At 57.9% G+C, this 15,590-nt stretch carries 16 protein-coding genes; 2 read left to right on the forward strand and 14 right to left on the reverse strand.

The features are described 5' to 3' along the window. Nucleotides 1-9 precede the first annotated feature (9 nt). From FHS83_RS14750 to FHS83_RS19525, 11 genes are all read right to left on the reverse strand, one after another. Nucleotides 10-420 (reverse strand): bacteriohemerythrin, encoded by a 411-nt coding sequence (locus FHS83_RS14750; protein WP_167083700.1) that lies wholly within the window; start codon nucleotides 418-420, stop codon nucleotides 10-12. Between the two features lie 20 nt (nucleotides 421-440). After that, entirely contained in the window at nucleotides 441-1,541 is a 1,101-nt protein-coding gene (locus FHS83_RS14755) for a protein-glutamate methylesterase/protein-glutamine glutaminase (RefSeq protein WP_208414845.1), read from the reverse strand. A 2-nt stretch (nucleotides 1,542-1,543) separates the two neighbouring features. After that, a complete protein-coding gene (locus tag FHS83_RS14760; RefSeq protein WP_208414847.1) occupies nucleotides 1,544-2,413 on the reverse strand; it encodes a CheR family methyltransferase in 870 nt (289 codons plus the stop codon). Continuing rightward, nucleotides 2,414-2,884, reverse strand: coding sequence for a chemotaxis protein CheW (locus FHS83_RS14765; protein ID WP_167083702.1), 471 nt, complete (start codon nucleotides 2,882-2,884; stop codon nucleotides 2,414-2,416). It lies immediately after the preceding gene. Continuing rightward, nucleotides 2,884-4,695 (reverse strand): methyl-accepting chemotaxis protein, encoded by a 1,812-nt coding sequence (locus tag FHS83_RS14770; protein WP_167083703.1) that lies wholly within the window; start codon nucleotides 4,693-4,695, stop codon nucleotides 2,884-2,886. Before FHS83_RS14770 ends, FHS83_RS14765 begins: the two co-directional genes overlap by 1 nt. A 61-nt stretch (nucleotides 4,696-4,756) precedes the next feature. After that, a complete protein-coding gene (locus FHS83_RS14775; RefSeq protein WP_167083704.1) occupies nucleotides 4,757-6,415 on the reverse strand; it encodes a methyl-accepting chemotaxis protein in 1,659 nt (552 codons plus the stop codon). A 41-nt stretch (nucleotides 6,416-6,456) separates the two neighbouring features. Beyond that, complete coding sequence (locus FHS83_RS14780) at nucleotides 6,457-8,694, reverse strand: HAMP domain-containing methyl-accepting chemotaxis protein (RefSeq protein ID WP_167083705.1); 2,238 nt, start codon at nucleotides 8,692-8,694, stop codon at nucleotides 6,457-6,459. Between the two features lie 23 nt (nucleotides 8,695-8,717). Beyond that, nucleotides 8,718-9,203 carry a chemotaxis protein CheW gene (locus tag FHS83_RS14785; RefSeq protein ID WP_167083706.1) on the reverse strand — a complete coding sequence of 162 codons (486 nt, stop codon included), beginning with the start codon at nucleotides 9,201-9,203 and terminating at the stop codon, nucleotides 8,718-8,720. A 3-nt stretch (nucleotides 9,204-9,206) separates the two neighbouring features. Next, complete coding sequence (locus tag FHS83_RS14790) at nucleotides 9,207-11,162, reverse strand: chemotaxis protein CheA (RefSeq protein WP_167083707.1); 1,956 nt, start codon at nucleotides 11,160-11,162, stop codon at nucleotides 9,207-9,209. Next, nucleotides 11,159-11,521: a response regulator gene (locus FHS83_RS14795; RefSeq protein ID WP_341801557.1), complete on the reverse strand. Its 363-nt coding sequence runs from the start codon at nucleotides 11,519-11,521 to the stop codon at nucleotides 11,159-11,161. Before FHS83_RS14795 ends, FHS83_RS14790 begins: the two co-directional genes overlap by 4 nt. Then, nucleotides 11,518-11,847 carry an STAS domain-containing protein gene (locus FHS83_RS19525; RefSeq protein ID WP_243846210.1) on the reverse strand — a complete coding sequence of 110 codons (330 nt, stop codon included), beginning with the start codon at nucleotides 11,845-11,847 and terminating at the stop codon, nucleotides 11,518-11,520. The genes FHS83_RS14795 and FHS83_RS19525 overlap by 4 nt, the downstream gene beginning before the upstream one ends. Before the next feature lie 452 nt (nucleotides 11,848-12,299). Between FHS83_RS19525 and FHS83_RS14800 the strand changes: the two genes are divergently transcribed. Both FHS83_RS14800 and FHS83_RS14805 read left to right on the forward strand, forming a co-directional pair. Next, nucleotides 12,300-12,674 (forward strand): helix-turn-helix domain-containing protein, encoded by a 375-nt coding sequence (locus FHS83_RS14800; protein ID WP_167083709.1) that lies wholly within the window; start codon nucleotides 12,300-12,302, stop codon nucleotides 12,672-12,674. A gap of 50 nt (nucleotides 12,675-12,724) precedes the next feature. Further along, on the forward strand, nucleotides 12,725-13,120 hold the full coding sequence (locus tag FHS83_RS14805) for a winged helix-turn-helix transcriptional regulator (RefSeq protein WP_167083710.1): 396 nt from the start codon (nucleotides 12,725-12,727) through the stop codon (nucleotides 13,118-13,120). Between the two features lie 6 nt (nucleotides 13,121-13,126). Here FHS83_RS14805 and FHS83_RS14810 read toward each other — a convergent pair whose 3' ends face one another. From FHS83_RS14810 to FHS83_RS14820, 3 genes are all read right to left on the reverse strand, one after another. Further along, nucleotides 13,127-13,564, reverse strand: a complete 438-nt coding sequence (locus FHS83_RS14810) for a winged helix-turn-helix transcriptional regulator (protein WP_167083711.1) — start codon at nucleotides 13,562-13,564, stop codon at nucleotides 13,127-13,129. A 229-nt stretch (nucleotides 13,565-13,793) separates the two neighbouring features. Further along, a complete protein-coding gene (locus FHS83_RS19830; RefSeq protein ID WP_167083712.1) occupies nucleotides 13,794-15,095 on the reverse strand; it encodes a PQQ-dependent sugar dehydrogenase in 1,302 nt (433 codons plus the stop codon). After that, the gene (locus tag FHS83_RS14820; protein WP_167083713.1) at nucleotides 15,092-15,580 is read right to left on the reverse strand and encodes a DUF2231 domain-containing protein; all 489 of its coding nucleotides are present in this window, start codon (nucleotides 15,578-15,580) and stop codon (nucleotides 15,092-15,094) included. The genes FHS83_RS19830 and FHS83_RS14820 overlap by 4 nt, the downstream gene beginning before the upstream one ends. Between the last annotated feature and the right edge of the window lie 10 nt (nucleotides 15,581-15,590).

Consider the following 15,590-nt stretch of genomic DNA (forward strand, 5'->3'; position numbering starts at 1 on the left):
GTGGGCGCTTCAGTGCAGCCCCTTGCTATTGAGATGGTTTCCATAGGCCTTGTCGTCGTGCAGAATATGCTGCTCAAGCCAGCTTTTGAGGAACTTCATCATCTCGATTGCGATGAGGCCATTGTAGCCGATGGTGAGGCGATTGCGGAACTCAGTCACCTTCACCTTTAGCTTTTCATGTTGGGCCTGATGCTCGCGAAATTTCGGATAGCCGAGGCGTTTCAGTTCGGCTTCCTCGTGCTGGAAATGTTCCACTGTATAGCGGATAAGCTTGTCCAGAATGCTGGCCAAGACGTCCTTTCCCTTACCCGCTTGGAGCTTGTCGTGCAGCTCGTTAATGATGGCCATTAGCCCCTTATGCTCGTCGTCAAAGGCCTTGACCCCAACGCTGAAGCTTTGAGACCAGTTCAAGAACGCCATAGTGCTTCTCCGGAAATGTTCTAGGTGGCGTGTACGGGACGCGCTGCGGCTTTCAGGATTTCCTGGGCAATGGAATGGAGGGGGACGATGCGATCCACGCAGCCGCGCGCGATAGCTTCCTTCGGCATTCCGAAAACCACAGATGTGGCTTCGTCTTGTGCAATTGTGATCGCGCCGGACTGCTTCATTTCCTGAAGCCCGCGTGCGCCGTCGTCGCCCATACCGGTCATGATGACCCCAACCGCATTGGAGCCCGCATAGGCAGCCGCCGAGCGGAATAGTACATCTACGGAGGGGCGGTGACGGGAGACCAGCGGCCCATCCTTGACTTCCACTTCATAGCGCGCGCCACAACGCTTGAGGAGAACGTGACGATTGCCGGGTGCGATCAGAACGCGGCCCTGCAATACGGCATCTCCATCCTCCGCCTCTTTGACATCGACCGCGCAGAGGTCGTTGAGACGCTTGGCGAACGAGGTCGTGAAATGTTCTGGCATATGTTGCACGACCACAATTCCCGGTGCCGAAGCGGGCAACGCCTCGAGCACATCCCGCAAGGATTCTGTTCCACCGGTGGAAGCTCCGATGCACACAATCTTGGCCGTCGTTTTTGCGAGGGCGCGCGTCGAGGGCGGCGGTAGCATAACATCGGCGGATAGTTTTTTTGATGGTTCGATCGGTGGTGGTGGTGACTTGCGGGGGCGGTCTTTTAGCCGGGCATGAGCCGCGGCTTTCACGGTGTCGCAAATCTGGATTCGTGCTTCGGCGAGGTGTGCGGCGACGCCCATGGCCGGTTTGACGATCACGTCCACGGCGCCGCATTCCAATGCCTGTTGCAGCGTTTGCGAACCGGATTCTACAAGCGAGGAGCACATCACCACTGGAATGGGATGCTGGCTCATAAGCTTTTTGAGGAATGTGAGCCCATCCATGCGCGGCATCTCGACGTCGAGCGTGATGACGTCGGGAACCAATTCGGTAAGCTTGCGCGCCGCTACAAACGGATCTGATGCGGTTCCGATGACCGCGATCTGGGGATCGCTCTCCAAGACCGCGGCGAGCCCCTGGCGCACCGTGGCGGAGTCATCGACGATCAGTACCTTTATCTTCTCGTCGCGCATATTCATCGCCTGACGAAAATGGTGCTGGCGACCTGCTCAAGCGGCAGTCCCGCCCCGGTCAAGGTTTCGGAATGCCCCAGGAAGAGGTGCCCGCCCGGCCGCAGATGTTCGGCGAGTTTGGTCAGCACGCGCCTTTGGGTGAGGCGATCGAAGTAAATCAGCACATTGCGCAAAAAAATCACATCGTAATCGCGCTCGAAGGGATAGCTGTCATTGACAAGGTTGAGTTGGCGAAACTGCACCTTGCCGCGAAGCTGAGGTGCGACGCGGAATTCGTGGCGGGTGGGATCCTTGGCGACCAGCACATAACGGCGGCGGTATTCCTCCGGCACCGGTTCCATCATGCTATCGGGATAGAGCGCCAGCGTGCCCTTCGCGAGTACCTCCGTGCAGATATCCGTGGCGAGGATGGAATAGTCCACGCTGCCCGCGAAGACGTTTTCCGCTACCATCGCCAAAGTATAAGCTTCCGCGCCCGTCGAGCTCGCCGCGCTCCAAAACTTCACGCTCCGGCGGCCTTCCGCGATATATCTTGGGAATAAGACGTCGCGCAGGAAGTCGAAATGCTTGGGCTCGCGAAAGAAGTCCGTCTTATTGGTGGTGACGGCATCTATGAAATCCACGAGCTCGTCGCCATCTGGATCGTCTTCGAGAAGGATCTTGCTATAGGCATTGAAGCTTGTGATGCCGAGATGGCGCATCCGGCGCCGCATTCGCCCTTCAATCAGCGTCTTCTTCTTTGCGGTGATGTGAATGCCGCAGGTCTGCTCAATCATCTCGGCGATCCGCCGGAAGTTCCGCTCACTGAGCGGCTCCGACGGCCACGACGTTTCCGTATCGCTCGAGCTGGGTGGGGTTCTCATCGCCAGCATTTAGGCCGCCGCTGCGAGGAGCGCGGCCTCGCTTGCCGTTAAGAGCCGCGCCATGTCGAAGATGACGACGAAGGACCCGTTTCGCCGCACCACCGCCTCGATATATTCGGAACGCCAAGGCACACCGACATCAGGGGCCGGATCGCGATCTTCGGTGGAAAAATTCGCGACTTCCAACACGCGGTCTGCAACCAAGCCAAGGGGCAACACCCGGTCGCCAAGCGGGACATCCACAACCATGATCCGCGTCGCCAAGCCGATTTCGACGGGCTTGAGGCCGAGCTTGCGCCGAAGGTCGATCACTGGAACGCCGCGTCCACGCACATCGATCAGACCGATGAGATAGTCGGGGCCCTCTGGGATGCGGAAAGATTCACGGTAATCCAGGATCTCGCGTACCAGCGAAACCGGCACCGCGAAAACTTCCGCGCCCAAGCACAGCGTCACGTATTGGCTCTCATCCCCAGCCATTATGCATACTCCCGAAAACCGTCATCCTCGGCGTCACGCTGGTTGAGATCCAAGGCGAAGCCCTTGATACGCGCTTGCTGGTCGGCAACGCTCGAGCGGCCGGGTTTCGCGGGCTGCCGGGCAGGGCCTTTGCCAGCTTTCGGGGCAGGCGGCGCCGACGGTTTCTTGGCTTGTGCACCGGCGTTTTTTGCGTGGCCCGCGCTGCTGTCGGTGCGGAAATAGGCGATGGAGGTCTGCAGTTCCTCGGATTGCGAGGCCAGCTCCTCGCTGGTGGCCGACATCTGCTCTGAAGCCGAGGCGTTCTGCTGTGTCACCTTGTCGAGCTGCTGGATGGCATCATTGATCTGTGAGGCGCCGATATCCTGTTCACGGCAGGCCGCGGAGATCTCGGCGACGAGTTCGGCGGTCTTGTGAATATCCGGCACCAGCTTGCCGAGCATTTCGCCAGCAGTACGCGCCGCTTTCACGGTTTCGCTGGAAAGACCGCTGATTTCGGTTGCTGCCGTCTGACTGCGCTCGGCGAGCTTGCGCACCTCAGAGGCAACCACCGCAAAGCCTTTGCCATGTTCGCCGGCACGGGCAGCTTCCACCGCCGCATTCAGGGCCAGAAGGTCGGTCTGGCGTGCGATTTCCTGAACGATAGTGATTTTCTCGGCGATAGTCTGCATCGCGCTCACCGCCTTGCTGACGGCTTCGCCCGAGGCTTCTGCATCCTTGGCTGATTGCTTGGAGATCTTTTCCGTCTGGCTGGCATTATCGGCGTTCTGTTTGATGTTGGCCGCCATCTCTTCCATCGAGGCGCTGGCCTGCTCGGCGGCACTGGCTTGCTCGGTGGCGCCTTCGCTCATCTGCTCGGCGGTCGCGGAGAGTTCCTGGCTGCCCGCAGAGACGTTGTTGGCCGCTGCTATGGCATCGCCGACGACGCCGCGCAGGCGGTCCACCATGCTTTCCAGCGCCTGGCCGAGCTTATCCTTTTCGGAAAGCGGCTTGGGCTGCACCATCAGATCGCCCGCCGCGATCTGATCGGCCATGGTGGCGGTCTTGCGTAGATTGCTGGTCATCACATTGACGGAATCTACGACATCTTTGATCTCGTCATTGGTGGTGACTTCGATATGCTGATCGAGATCGCCAATCGAAACGGCTTGCGCCATCTGATTGATTTTCTTGAGGCCAGAGGTGATTGAAATCATAACCCACGCGGCTGCGGCGATGGACAGGATCAATGCTGTAATAACACCGCCGACAAGAAAGGAACGGGTCGTTTGATAAGAGGTTTCGGCCGCCTCGGCAGAGTTTTTCATGTCCTGTGAGGCAACTTCTACGATTTCGTCGGATTTGGCGAGGATCGCATTATTGTATTTGCGGATTTCACCGACCGACAGAGCGACAGCCTCGGCATTTTTGTTCTGCAGTGCCAGCTCGCGCAGCTTCGCATCGACCGGCTTGAACAATTCCCAATTGGCGCGAATTTCCTGATAAAGAACTTTGCCGCGTTCGCTCGCGATCTTATAGCCATGCTCGATATCTCCATCGAGCTGGGCGCGCAGGGCGTTGATCTTCTCGTCGTAGCCACGCATCTTGGCATCGTCGTTCTCGAGAATGATATTCTTCTCGTTGCGGACCAAGTCGAGCAGATCGACCTTAATCTCTTTGGCTGTCGAAAGACGTTCGACAGGACCTGAAATCAGGGCGGTAAGATTTTCGTTCTGGGCTGCAAGATTGCTGACCCCAAGCCAGGAAATCGCGCAAATAATGATCGCAATTAGCCCAAAGGCTAAAGATAGCTTCGTCTTAATGGTAAAGCGCATGATGCCGTCTCCGGGATAATGTTTCGATACGAAATGTCGTCTGGCGGCCTACAAAGAAATTTCAGCCGTATTCACGGAAGCCGTCGTCCTTGTCATCGCGCCCGCTCATATCGAGGGCGAAGCCGCGGACGCGTAATTGCTGTTCAGCAACGCTTGGCTTCTGCGTTTTGAAATCGGTTTTACTGCGCGAGGCCGGGCGGTTCCGCGTGGCTTGCGCTGGGGCAGTGCTATTGCTGGTGCGGAAATAGGCGATGGATGCCTGCATCTCTTCCGCTTGAGAGGCGAGTTCTTCGCTCGTGGATGACATCTGCTCGGAGGCCGCCGCATTTTGCTGGGTGACCTTGTCGAGCTGTTGGATTGCTTCGTTGATCTGGGCGGCGCCGATATCCTGCTCGCGGCAGGCTGCGGAGATCTCCGAAACGAGTTCGGCGGTCTTGCGGATATCCGGCACCAGCTTGGCCAGCATTTCTCCCGCCGTCTGAGCAGCTTTCACGGTATCGCTGGAAAGCGTGCTGATCTCGGTAGCCGCGGTCTGGCTGCGCTCCGCGAGCTTGCGCACTTCCGATGCTACAACCGCGAAGCCCTTGCCATGTTCACCCGCACGGGCGGCTTCCACCGCCGCGTTGAGCGCCAGGAGATCGGTCTGGCGCGCGATTTCCTGCACAATGGTGATTTTCTCGGCGATGGTGCGCATGGCATCTACAGCCTTGCTTACCGCTGCGCCGGAAGCTTCAGCGTCGTGCGCCGATTGTTTGGAGATTTTTTCGGTTTGGCTGGCGTTATCGGCATTCTGTTTGATGTTCGAAGCCATTTCTTCCATCGAGGCGGAGGCTTCTTCCGCGGCAGAGGACTGCTCGGTCGCGCCCTGGCTCATTTCTTCCGCGGTGGCGGAGAGTTCCTGACTGCCGGCGGAGACATTGTTGGCCGCGGCAATTGCATCGCCGACGACACCGCGCAGGCGTTCCACCATCTGGTTGACCTTGGCCACGACATCGCGCACTTCGTCGTTGTTCTTCACCTGCAATGTCTGGGTAAGATCGCCGCTGGCGACGGTTTCGGTAGCCTCCGTGATCCGGCGAAGGCCCGCGCCGACGGTGATCATCACCCAAGCGGCGGCGGCAGTGGCCAGGAGAAAGGCAATCGCAACAATGGTGATCAGAACGGTGCGGGCACGCGTCTCGTTTTCGTCCAGCTTGTTGCCCGCCTCTTTCATGGCGTCTTCGGAAAAGGCGACAAGCTGAGTTGTTCCTTTGAGCATCTCGTTGCTCAGCTGGCGCATTTCGCTGCTCGAAATCACCGTTGCCTCTTGGGTTTTTCCCTCCAGGGCGAGGCCGCGCAGCTTATCGTCGAGCGGTTTGAGCTGCTGCCAATTGGAGAGAACATCGCGATAGACGGGTTTTCCTTGCTCGGATGCGATCGCCAAGCCGTGCTCGATATCGGCATCGAGCGCGGCGCGCGTTTTGGCGATGTTGCTGTCAAACCCGCGCCGTGCGCCGGGATCGGTTTCGAGAATGATGTTTTTCTCATTGCGGATGAGTTCCAGCAAATCGGCGCGGACTTGCTTGGCGGTAGATAGCCGATCGACAGGACCGGCAACCATCGCATCCACGCTGTCATTCATGCTCGCTAAGCTGCTGATGGCGAAATATGCAGACGCCAGGAGGAGGAGCAGGGTGATCCCAAAACCCAATCCCAGTTTCAGTTTAATGGTGAAACGCATAACCCCCTCCTTGAGGTGAAATTATCAGCGCAAAACTGTACTCAGGCGTATTCTCTAAAACCGTCATCCTTGTCGTCACGCCCGCTCATATCGAGGGCGAAGCCGCGCACGAGACGCTGCTGTTCAGCGAGCGATGCTGCAGCTTTTCCGGTTTTCGGCAGCGGCTTGCCGTGCTGAGCAACGCGTTTTTGCGGGGCTGCGCTTTCGTTTGTGCGGAAGTAGGCGATAGAGGTTTGCAGCTCTTCGGCCTGCGAGGCGAGCTCCTCGCTGGTCGCGGACATCTGTTCGGACGCCGCTGCGTTCTGCTGCGTAACCTTATCGAGCTGCTGAATGGCTTCATTGATTTGGCTGGCGCCGATATCCTGTTCGCGGCAGGCGGCTGAGATTTCCGCTACCAGCTCGGCTGTCTTGCGGATATCTGGGACTAGCTTGGCGAGCATTTCTCCGGCCGTCTGCGCCGCTTTCACGGTATCGCTGGAAAGACCGCTGATTTCGGTTGCCGCTGTCTGGCTGCGTTCGGCGAGCTTGCGCACTTCCGAAGCGACTACCGCGAAGCCTTTGCCGTGTTCGCCTGCGCGTGCCGCTTCCACCGCCGCGTTCAGGGCCAGAAGATCTGTCTGACGCGCGATTTCCTGCACGATGGTGATTTTCTCGGCAATGGTGCGCATGGCGTCCACCGCCTTTGTCACAGCGGTACCTGAGGCTTCCGCGTCGCGTGCCGATTGCTTGGAGATCTTTTCGGTTTGGCTGGCGTTATCGGCGTTCTGTTTGATATTTGCAGCCATCTGTTCCATGGAGGCCGAGGCTTCTTCGGCAGAGGCCGCCTGTTCGGTGGCGCCCTGGCTCATCTGTTCGGCGGTGGAGGAGAGTTCCTGACTGCCGACCGAAACATTGTTGGAAGCCGCAATCGCATCGCCGACGACACCGCGCAGGCGTTCCACCATCAGGGCGAGGGCTTTGCCAATGGCGTCCTTATCGGATTGCTGCTTGACCTCGATCGTGAGATCTCCCGAGGCGATCTTGGTGGCGGTATCGGCAACGCCCTGCAGTGCCGCGACCATGCCTTTCATCGCAGTGACAAGCTTGTCGATTTCGGAGCGAGGCTGGGGCTGATGGGAGAGATCACCCAAGGTGATCTGCTGCATGACTTCAGCGACTTGGCGCTCCGTGCCGACCAGCGCGACACAGGCCTTACCCAGCGTGTCCTTTTCAGACAGCACCACCGGCTCGACCGTGAGGTCGCCGATCGAGAGCTTCTGCACGAAGTTGTCGAGACGATGCAGACGGCCCATTACCTTGGCGAGAGACGCGCCGAGCACGTCCTTCTCGGAGCGCGATTTCGGTTCATAGGAAAGATCGCCAGCGGCGACACCTTCCATCCCGGTGGTAATGCGGCGCTCGGCGGCGACGACTTCCTGCAACGCTTTGCCAAGTACGTCGTGTTCGGAGAGGATGGTCGGCTCCTTTGAGAGATCGCCCAAGGAAATCTGATGTGCGATGTCGGCGGAACTCTTGAGATTGGCGCTCAAACGGCCCACCGCGACGAAGACATCGCCGATTTCGTCGTCGGCCTTGTAGCTGGCGGCACTCGAGAGATTCCCGATCGCCATGGCATCGGCCTGTGCCGTGACCTTCTTCAGCCCGCTGGTGATGGACCACATGATCCAGGCGGCCGCGGCGAAGGTAGCGAGGAGGGCGGCGATTACCACTCCGATAAGTTCGTTGCGCGTGTTAGCATAAGTTTCCGCGGCCTTCTCGACGGCAAGGTTCACGTTTGTCGTGCCGAGTTCCGTCAGAGCATCGGTTCTGGAGATCATCTCGGTGCCGAGCTTGCGAGCCTCGCCGAGCGAGAGCGCGCGGGCCTCGTCGATTTTTCCGGCTTGGGCAAGATCGCGCATGCGCCGGTCGAACGACTTGAATTCCTGAAGCTGGCTTAAGAGCCCCGCGTAAATCTCCTTACCCTTGCTGCTGGCGATCTGATCGCCATGGGCCATATCGCTGTCGAGCTTGGACATTGCGGCGGTAAGGGTGCCCTCGAACGACTGGCGGGTCTGCGGATCCACCGCGAGAATGACGTTCTTCTCGTTGCGAATAACATTGTAGAGGTCAGCCTTCACCTCTTTGGCCGTGGAAAGCCGCGCCATTGGGCCGTTCACCAGCATTTCAGTCTCAGCATTCATGCCGTTTAGACTGGAAATCGCAATGACCGAAGCCGCCACAAGGGACAAGCCGATCAGGCCAAATGCCAGGCCCATTTTCGCTTTGATGGTAAAACGCATAATGCCCTCCCGAGCAGCGATGATTAGTTTTGTGCGATAGCCATATCGCAGCCGAGCGCGAAGATTCGTTCGAGATTGGGCACAATGATGAAATCGTTGTCCCGCTTTGCGATGCAGCGGATGAGGTCTGCCTGCCAGCGCATTCCAACGCGCGGCGGGGCTTCGGAATTTACGGCTTCGAGCAGCGTGACTTCATGGACCTTATCGGCCTTGATGCCGATGAGCGTGGTCTCGCCGTCAAGATCGAGTTCGATGACGATGACGCGGCTATCCGCGGTCTGGCGTGCGATATCAAAGCCGAATTCGCGATGAAGATCGGCGAGAGGGATTACGCGCCCGCGAAAATTGGCAAGGCCTGCGACCATAGCGGGTGCGCCAGGCACCACGGTTTCCTGCATGTGGTCGACGATTTCCCGCACAAGGCTGGCTTCGATGGCGAATGTTTCGCCCTGCATGTCGAAGGTCACGACTTCCATTGGGCTGTCGGTGCCCGCTTCTACTTCGCTCATAGATCAGACGGCAGCGCTAAGCTGCCCCTCCTGTTTCTGGCCGAGGGCGACCAGATGCATGACGTCGAGGATCAGCGCGACACAGCCATCGCCAAGGATAGTGGCGCCGGAAAAGCTCTCGGCTTTTGCATGGAAGCGCGATAGCGGCTTGATGACGGTCTGGTGGTGGCCAATGATCTGGTCCACCACGAGCCCGACGCGTTCGGAGCCGGTCGAAATGACGACGATTTTCTGGTAGCGATCTGGATCTGTGCCGGTCGCAAACATTTCCCTGAGACGCAGGAAGGGCACCAGGCTATTGCGCAAGGTGATGAAGCTGCGCCCGGTGGATCGCTGATCCTGCTCGGGCAAGAGCTCAATGCATTCCTCGACACAGGAAAGGGGAATGACATATCGGCCCTCGCCAACCCGCACCAGAAGCCCTTCGATGATGGCGAGCGTCAGGGGCAGGCGCAGGTCGACCGATGACCCTGCCGCGGGGATCGATGTCAGTTCGATGGTGCCGCGCAAAGAGTCGATCGTGCGTTTGACCACGTCCATGCCCACGCCGCGGCCCGAAAGGCTGGAAATCTTCGCCGCCGTGGAAAACCCGGGTTTGAAGATGAGCTGATAGATGTCGTGGTCGCTCAGCACGGCCCCTGGCGGGATGAGGTGGTTTTCCTCGGCCTTGGCCTTCACCCGCGCGCGGTCAATGCCGCGCCCGTCATCGCTGACGGTGATGACCACTTCGGTTCCGGCTTGGCGGGCGGAAAGGTGGATTTGCCCTTTTTCCGGTTTGCCGGCAGCTATGCGTTCTTCGGTGCTTTCAAGGCCGTGGTCGGCCGCGTTGCGGATGAGATGGATCAAGGGATCGGCCAGGCGCTCAATGACGGTCTTATCGAGCTCAGTCGTACCGCCATCTGTGCTGAATTCGATCTCCTTGCCCGTCTCGCGTGCCAAATCATGGATGAGACGGCGGAAGCGACCGAAGAGCTGGCTAATCGGTACCATGCGAACGAACATCATCGAATCGCGCAAGACGGAGGCGAGGCGCTCGATCTCCTCGGCTACGGACCGCAGACTCGAATCCGTAGTGGCGTTCGCAACCTGCTTCAGGCGGGACTGTGCGATCATCAGCTCGCCAACCTGGTCCAGCAGTTCGTCGAGGCGGCTGGCTGGCACGCGCACGGTTTCGCCCGCGAGGGTGATGCGGGTTTCGAATTTTTCGGCGGCGGGTTCCTGGGGCGGGGCGCTGTCGGCCACCGGAGCGCCCTCTACATTATATATAGGGGCCTGCGGCTCTTCTTCGGCGGTAAGCTCTTCGATTTTGAGCACCATGTCGTCGATAACGAAGAGAAAGACCTCTTCAATTACTGAACGAGGTTCTGAGGTCGTAAGCTCTACCGTCCAAGCGATGTGGCACTGGTTCGGGGAAAGATCGGCGAGATTGGGAATGCCGCTGGTATCAGCAACAATCTTGGCATCGCCGAGGGCTCGCAGCTCGTCGAGCAGGGCCAATGGTCTAGTGCCGTTGATCAAACAATCTGGCGGCAAAGAAAAGTAGATGCGCCAGGCGTGCTGGGAAGGGGCGGTGGGGGGCACCGCAGTTTCCAGGGCCATCGCCTGGCGCAATTCGTTGAGGAGTTCTTCGCCGCCATCAGCCTCCGCCGCAGGGTGTCGGGCGAGCGCGCGCATATGATCCAGCGCATCCAATACGGCGGCGATCAGCGCGGGGGTTGCAGGCACTTCATTTTTGCGGACGCGGTCAAAAGCGGTTTCGAGGTGATGGGTGAAGGAGGCGAGGGCCTCGTAGCCGAACATCGCCCCTGAGCCTTTCAGGGTATGCAGGGCGCGGAATACCTTGGCGACGATTTCGCCGTCTTGGGGACGGTTTTCAAGGTCGAGCAGGCCTTGTTCAAGCTGTTCCAGTAATTCCTGGGATTCGGCGCGAAAGATATCTTGGGGATCGGAATGGCTCATCGTGCGAGCACCTTTTTGACGACCCTGGAAAGCTGGTCGGCGGCGAATGGTTTGGTGAGCCAGCCGGTCGCACCTGCTGCCTTGGCTTGCTGTTTCACCTCACCGGAATCTTCCGTGGTGAGAAACAGGATGGGGATGCCGGCATAGGCTGGTAGTTTGCGCAGCTCACGGATCATCGTGAGCCCATCCATCACGGGCATATTGAGATCGGTGATGACGAGATCGAATTGGCGCTCTCTGGCGAGGGCCAGTGCATCCGCACCATCGGTGGCACCGGTTACCTCACAATCGGGATGGAGGGCGATTTTTACCGCCTGGCGGATGGAGGCGGAGTCGTCGACAGCAAGCACGGAAATCACGGCGTGTTCTCCATCAGCCAGAAGCTGCGACTTGAAATCTCGGTGAGAAATCCGCCGCGCTCCAAAAGTGTCTCTAGTTCGCCGTTCGCGCGATGGGATAGAGACAACGATTTCCCCGTGCATATGGCTTGGCGGCGGCCGGCCTCGATAAGCTGCACAAAGGTAATGTCAGGATTTTCCAGCCCATCCAGGTCGAGCACCAGACTATGGTGTTGCGCCAAGGCATCGTTCAGGCGGCCATGGAGGGCAGCAATTTCGCGGATATCGCCCGGTCCTGTGATCTTAAGAACGCCTGCGTCCGCTATCGTCTTAGTCCCATCCGTCATTCCGGCCTCCTCCGGCACGCGAATTCCAAATCTGGGCGCAAGGTAGACGCGTAGCGTTCAATTGCGGCTTAAGCCGTAGAAACCGGAAATTTCGGTGGAAGCATTTTTATTCAAAAATACACAGGACAGATTGTCACGAACAAATGCGTAATTTGGAATCCTGTATGTCCGTAGTCCTCAAATAGGCCGCAATAATGCCGCGCGATGTTCACGGATCCGACATCCCGCGACCGGAATACGCGGCACGTACATTTTGGAAAGCTGCGGAGCTGCGCGACATTCCGCACGTCCTCGCTAACGAGATTGTTCGTTTTCATACGAGATTGGTGTTTAGTAATATTGTCTATGTTCTAATGAGATTCGAATTTGCTATTCGGGCAAACCGATCCTGGCTAAGCCGACCGGCGCCCCGAAACGAAGAATAAGGACGAAACCTTTGGTCAAGCGGTGCCATGAACACGCGATTGCCTAAGAAGCCTAACGAGGTTGATCGCGAAATCGGACTGAAGCTCCGCAAATGGCGATTGGCGCAGGAAATGGAAGCGGGCGAACTCGCGAGCAAGCTTGGCGTCACCTATCAGCAGCTTCGAAAATACGAAAAAGGCCTGACAAGAATTTCTGCTTCAAGGCTTTACGAAATCTCTCAAACCCTTGACGTCCCAATTCATTGGTTTTTTCGAGAGAACCATCTTGATACGGATCGGGTGCAGCCGGCGCTATTTGGCGAGTTGTCGGGAAAGCGACAATCCATGCTGGACGGTGTTTCTCGGCGGACTGGTGAGGCAAAGAAATCGCCACTGGATGCTCAGCCGGTTGATCCGCGCTAAAAGGTCAGCGCGTTCTATAAATTCGCAAATAGCGTCACCAAGCGTGCTAGATGAGCCGTATGGATCGAGATACTGCCTCCGTTGCTGAGCAAAAGGGCTCTCGCACGCCGCGTTCTGTTTTCGGGCATTGTCCTGCTCATTGGCTGCTTCGGCAATTAGGGGACCGCTGGTCAGTGCCAGTTTTGAGTGCGCTGTCGCTTGGGCCTAAGCGTTTTTCGCAATTACGCGAAGACCTGCAACCGATATCGCCGAAGATGCTCGATTCCACTCTCAAAAAGTTGATCCGCATCGGCTTCGTGAAGCGCTGCGGAACACATAGCCAAATATATTATGAGCTTACCGCTCTCGGCCTCTCCTCGCGCCCCGCAGTTCGCAAGCTCTTGAGCTGGCCGCTGCGCCAAAACGTGATGCTTTATATTCGCGAAAGCATGGACCACAAAGCCTAGGCCAGATCACCTTCGATTGCTGCTGTTCTTTCGGTCCTGCTTACTTTCGGTATCGGCGGTCATGGCGGCCAGGATGTCGGTTTCATGCAATCGCATCCAGAGGTATAAATCCCCCATATGTTCTAACAAAGAGCGACCCTCTGGGGTTAGGCGGTAGGCTGCCTGGGCTGCTGTCGTGTTGGATTCCTCGCGCTCAATCAGGCTGAAACGCTCCAGTTTCTTCAGCGCCAAGATCAGCATGCGTTCCGAAATGGGAGTGAGAGACTTGCGAAATTGTGAAAATCTCAGCGGACCGTTGTTCAGTAATCCTAGAACAGGCAGCGTCCATTTGTCGGCGAAGTGCAGGAAGAACCAACGCGCAGGACAATCGCTCTCTGTTGCCGATTGTCGGTTAGTGCAGGTGGCGCAAAGAAACTGGTCCGTGTCAGTGCTGGCGCAGTTCATTGTATTCCGTGTCTGGATTGGAATTGTATCAAGAATACGTACAAATTTGGTACGGCATTTGAAACCTTGCCGATGCGCTATCGCGCAATAGGATTAATTTTTCGCGCGGTTGTATAGGCTGGACTTAGACTGATTATAAAATAACGCTGAAATTCAGCAGCAGGATATCTCTCTGGTTTCGGTTCGCGGCATCGCTTACAGATCACTGTGTCTGCTTGGAGCTAGTGGTTCAGCGTGTTGCGCTCACCCGCCATACAGCCCCACCGAGATCGTCAGCGATAAGCAGCGCGCCGTTCTTATCCAGCGCTAGTCCTACGGGCCGTCCGTGCGCCACGTCTCCATCGATAAAGCCGGTGACAATATTCTCTGGCTGGCCGTTGGGACGGCCGTTGACGAACGGTACAAAGACGACGCGATAACCATTGTAGGGGCTTCGATCCCAACTTCCATGCTCGCCGATAAAAGCCCCACCCTTAAAGCGCGCGGGGAAGGCATTGCCGGTATTGAAAACCATACCGAGCGGCGCGACGTGTGAACTCAGCGAATAGTCAGGCTCGATGGCTTTCGCGACGAGGTCGGGGCGCTGTGGCCGTACGCGGGGATCAACATGCTGACCCCAGTAGGAGTAGGGCCAGCCATAAAAGCCGCCATCTTTGATAGAGGTGAAATAGTCCGGCACGAGGTCGGGGCCTAGTTCGTCGCGCTCGTTAACCACAGCCCATAGCGTTTTTGTGGTGGGTTCGAATTGCAGCCCGTTGGGGTTGCGTATTCCGGTGGCATAAAGGCGGCGGGCGCCGGTTTGGCGATCAATCTCCCAAATGGCGGCGCGGTCCTTCTCTGCCTCCAGACCGTTTTCCATCACATTGCTGTTGGAGCCGACACCGGCATAGAGCTTGGTGCCATCCGGGCTGGCGGTCAGCGATTTGGTCCAATGGTGATCGATAGGGCCGCCGGGCAGGTCGGTCAGCTTGGTGCCAGGCCCGGATATATATGTGTCGCCCTCGTAATAGGCGAAGCGCATCACGGAATCTGTGTTAGCGACGTAGAGATCATTGCCCACCAGAACGACGCCAAAGGGATGGACTAGGTGATCGATAAAGACGGTACGCAGGTCGGGAATGCCGTCGCCATTGGTATCCCGCAATAAAAGAATCCGGTTGCCTGCAGGATTGGCGGAATGGGCGCTGGCTTCAATCCATTTCACAACAATTGTCTTAGGGCGGAAGATCGGCTCTTTGGGCCCATCGGATTCCACCACCAGAATGTCGCCATTGGGCAGGGTATAAACCGTACGCGGATTGTTGAAATCCTTGCCCAGCGCCTGGATCTTGAAACCCCGCGGCACATGCGGGCTGGCGTTACCCCATGCCTCATGGCTCGGCACGCGCATAGGCGGAAAGAGGTACTGATGCGGCTCGGGTAATTTCGGATGTGGCCCGGTCTGCTCTTTGGGATTCTTCGCAGGTTCTGGCCCGCAGGCGGAAAGGGCGACCGCGGCCGCCGCGCATAACAAGAGGGCGCGAGGCTTCACCGGGTTTCTCCTTCATGGCGACGGTCTAGCTGTTCCGGTGCCACGCCTACGCCATGGCGATAAACCATCGCCCAGCCATTCCAACCGGTGACGAGCAGGATCAGAACCACAATGGCCGACAGCGTGATCCCCGTGGGCACCACGCCGGTGTAACCGTCATGGGTATGCACAAAGGCATTCCAGATCGCGACGAGGAGGGCGATGCCATTGCCGATGCCGTGAATCCAAGCCTTGCGCAGAGAACGGATGCGGCGCTCGCCTGCAAAATCGGTGAGACCGGTGATGACCACGAAAGCGGAAACCAACAACCCGATGGCGAGAAACCACGACGACATGTTCGCCCATTGCGGCTCATAGGAATTGGCATAGGCGATGTCGGTCAGAAGCGTCGCCACGAAGCAGACAATAGGCACCGGCACCAGCATGGGGTGGATTGGGTGACCGGCGATGCGTGCCGTAGATTTCGGAAAAGGGGAGTTGATCATTGCTAACGGC

Origin of the sequence: Rhizomicrobium palustre (assembly GCF_011761565.1) — a bacterium.
GTDB classification, from domain to species: Bacteria; Pseudomonadota; Alphaproteobacteria; order Micropepsales; family Micropepsaceae; genus Rhizomicrobium; species Rhizomicrobium palustre.

Coding starts and splice junctions, on each gene's coding strand:
- FHS83_RS14750 (WP_167083700.1), bottom strand. CDS start 420: ATGGCGTTCTTGAACTGGTCTCAAAGCTTCAGCGTTGGGGTCAAGGCC.
- FHS83_RS14755 (WP_208414845.1), bottom strand. CDS start 1,541: ATGCGCGACGAGAAGATAAAGGTACTGATCGTCGATGACTCCGCCACG.
- FHS83_RS14760 (WP_208414847.1), bottom strand. CDS start 2,413: ATGCTGGCGATGAGAACCCCACCCAGCTCGAGCGATACGGAAACGTCG.
- FHS83_RS14765 (WP_167083702.1), bottom strand. CDS start 2,884: ATGGCTGGGGATGAGAGCCAATACGTGACGCTGTGCTTGGGCGCGGAA.
- FHS83_RS14770 (WP_167083703.1), bottom strand. CDS start 4,695: ATGCGCTTTACCATTAAGACGAAGCTATCTTTAGCCTTTGGGCTAATT.
- FHS83_RS14775 (WP_167083704.1), bottom strand. CDS start 6,415: ATGCGTTTCACCATTAAACTGAAACTGGGATTGGGTTTTGGGATCACC.
- FHS83_RS14780 (WP_167083705.1), bottom strand. CDS start 8,694: ATGCGTTTTACCATCAAAGCGAAAATGGGCCTGGCATTTGGCCTGATC.
- FHS83_RS14785 (WP_167083706.1), bottom strand. CDS start 9,203: ATGAGCGAAGTAGAAGCGGGCACCGACAGCCCAATGGAAGTCGTGACC.
- FHS83_RS14790 (WP_167083707.1), bottom strand. CDS start 11,162: ATGAGCCATTCCGATCCCCAAGATATCTTTCGCGCCGAATCCCAGGAA.
- FHS83_RS19525 (WP_243846210.1), bottom strand. CDS start 11,847: ATGACGGATGGGACTAAGACGATAGCGGACGCAGGCGTTCTTAAGATC.
- FHS83_RS14800 (WP_167083709.1), top strand. CDS start 12,300: ATGAACACGCGATTGCCTAAGAAGCCTAACGAGGTTGATCGCGAAATC.
- FHS83_RS14805 (WP_167083710.1), top strand. CDS start 12,725: ATGAGCCGTATGGATCGAGATACTGCCTCCGTTGCTGAGCAAAAGGGC.
- FHS83_RS14810 (WP_167083711.1), bottom strand. CDS start 13,564: ATGAACTGCGCCAGCACTGACACGGACCAGTTTCTTTGCGCCACCTGC.
- FHS83_RS14820 (WP_167083713.1), bottom strand. CDS start 15,580: ATGATCAACTCCCCTTTTCCGAAATCTACGGCACGCATCGCCGGTCAC.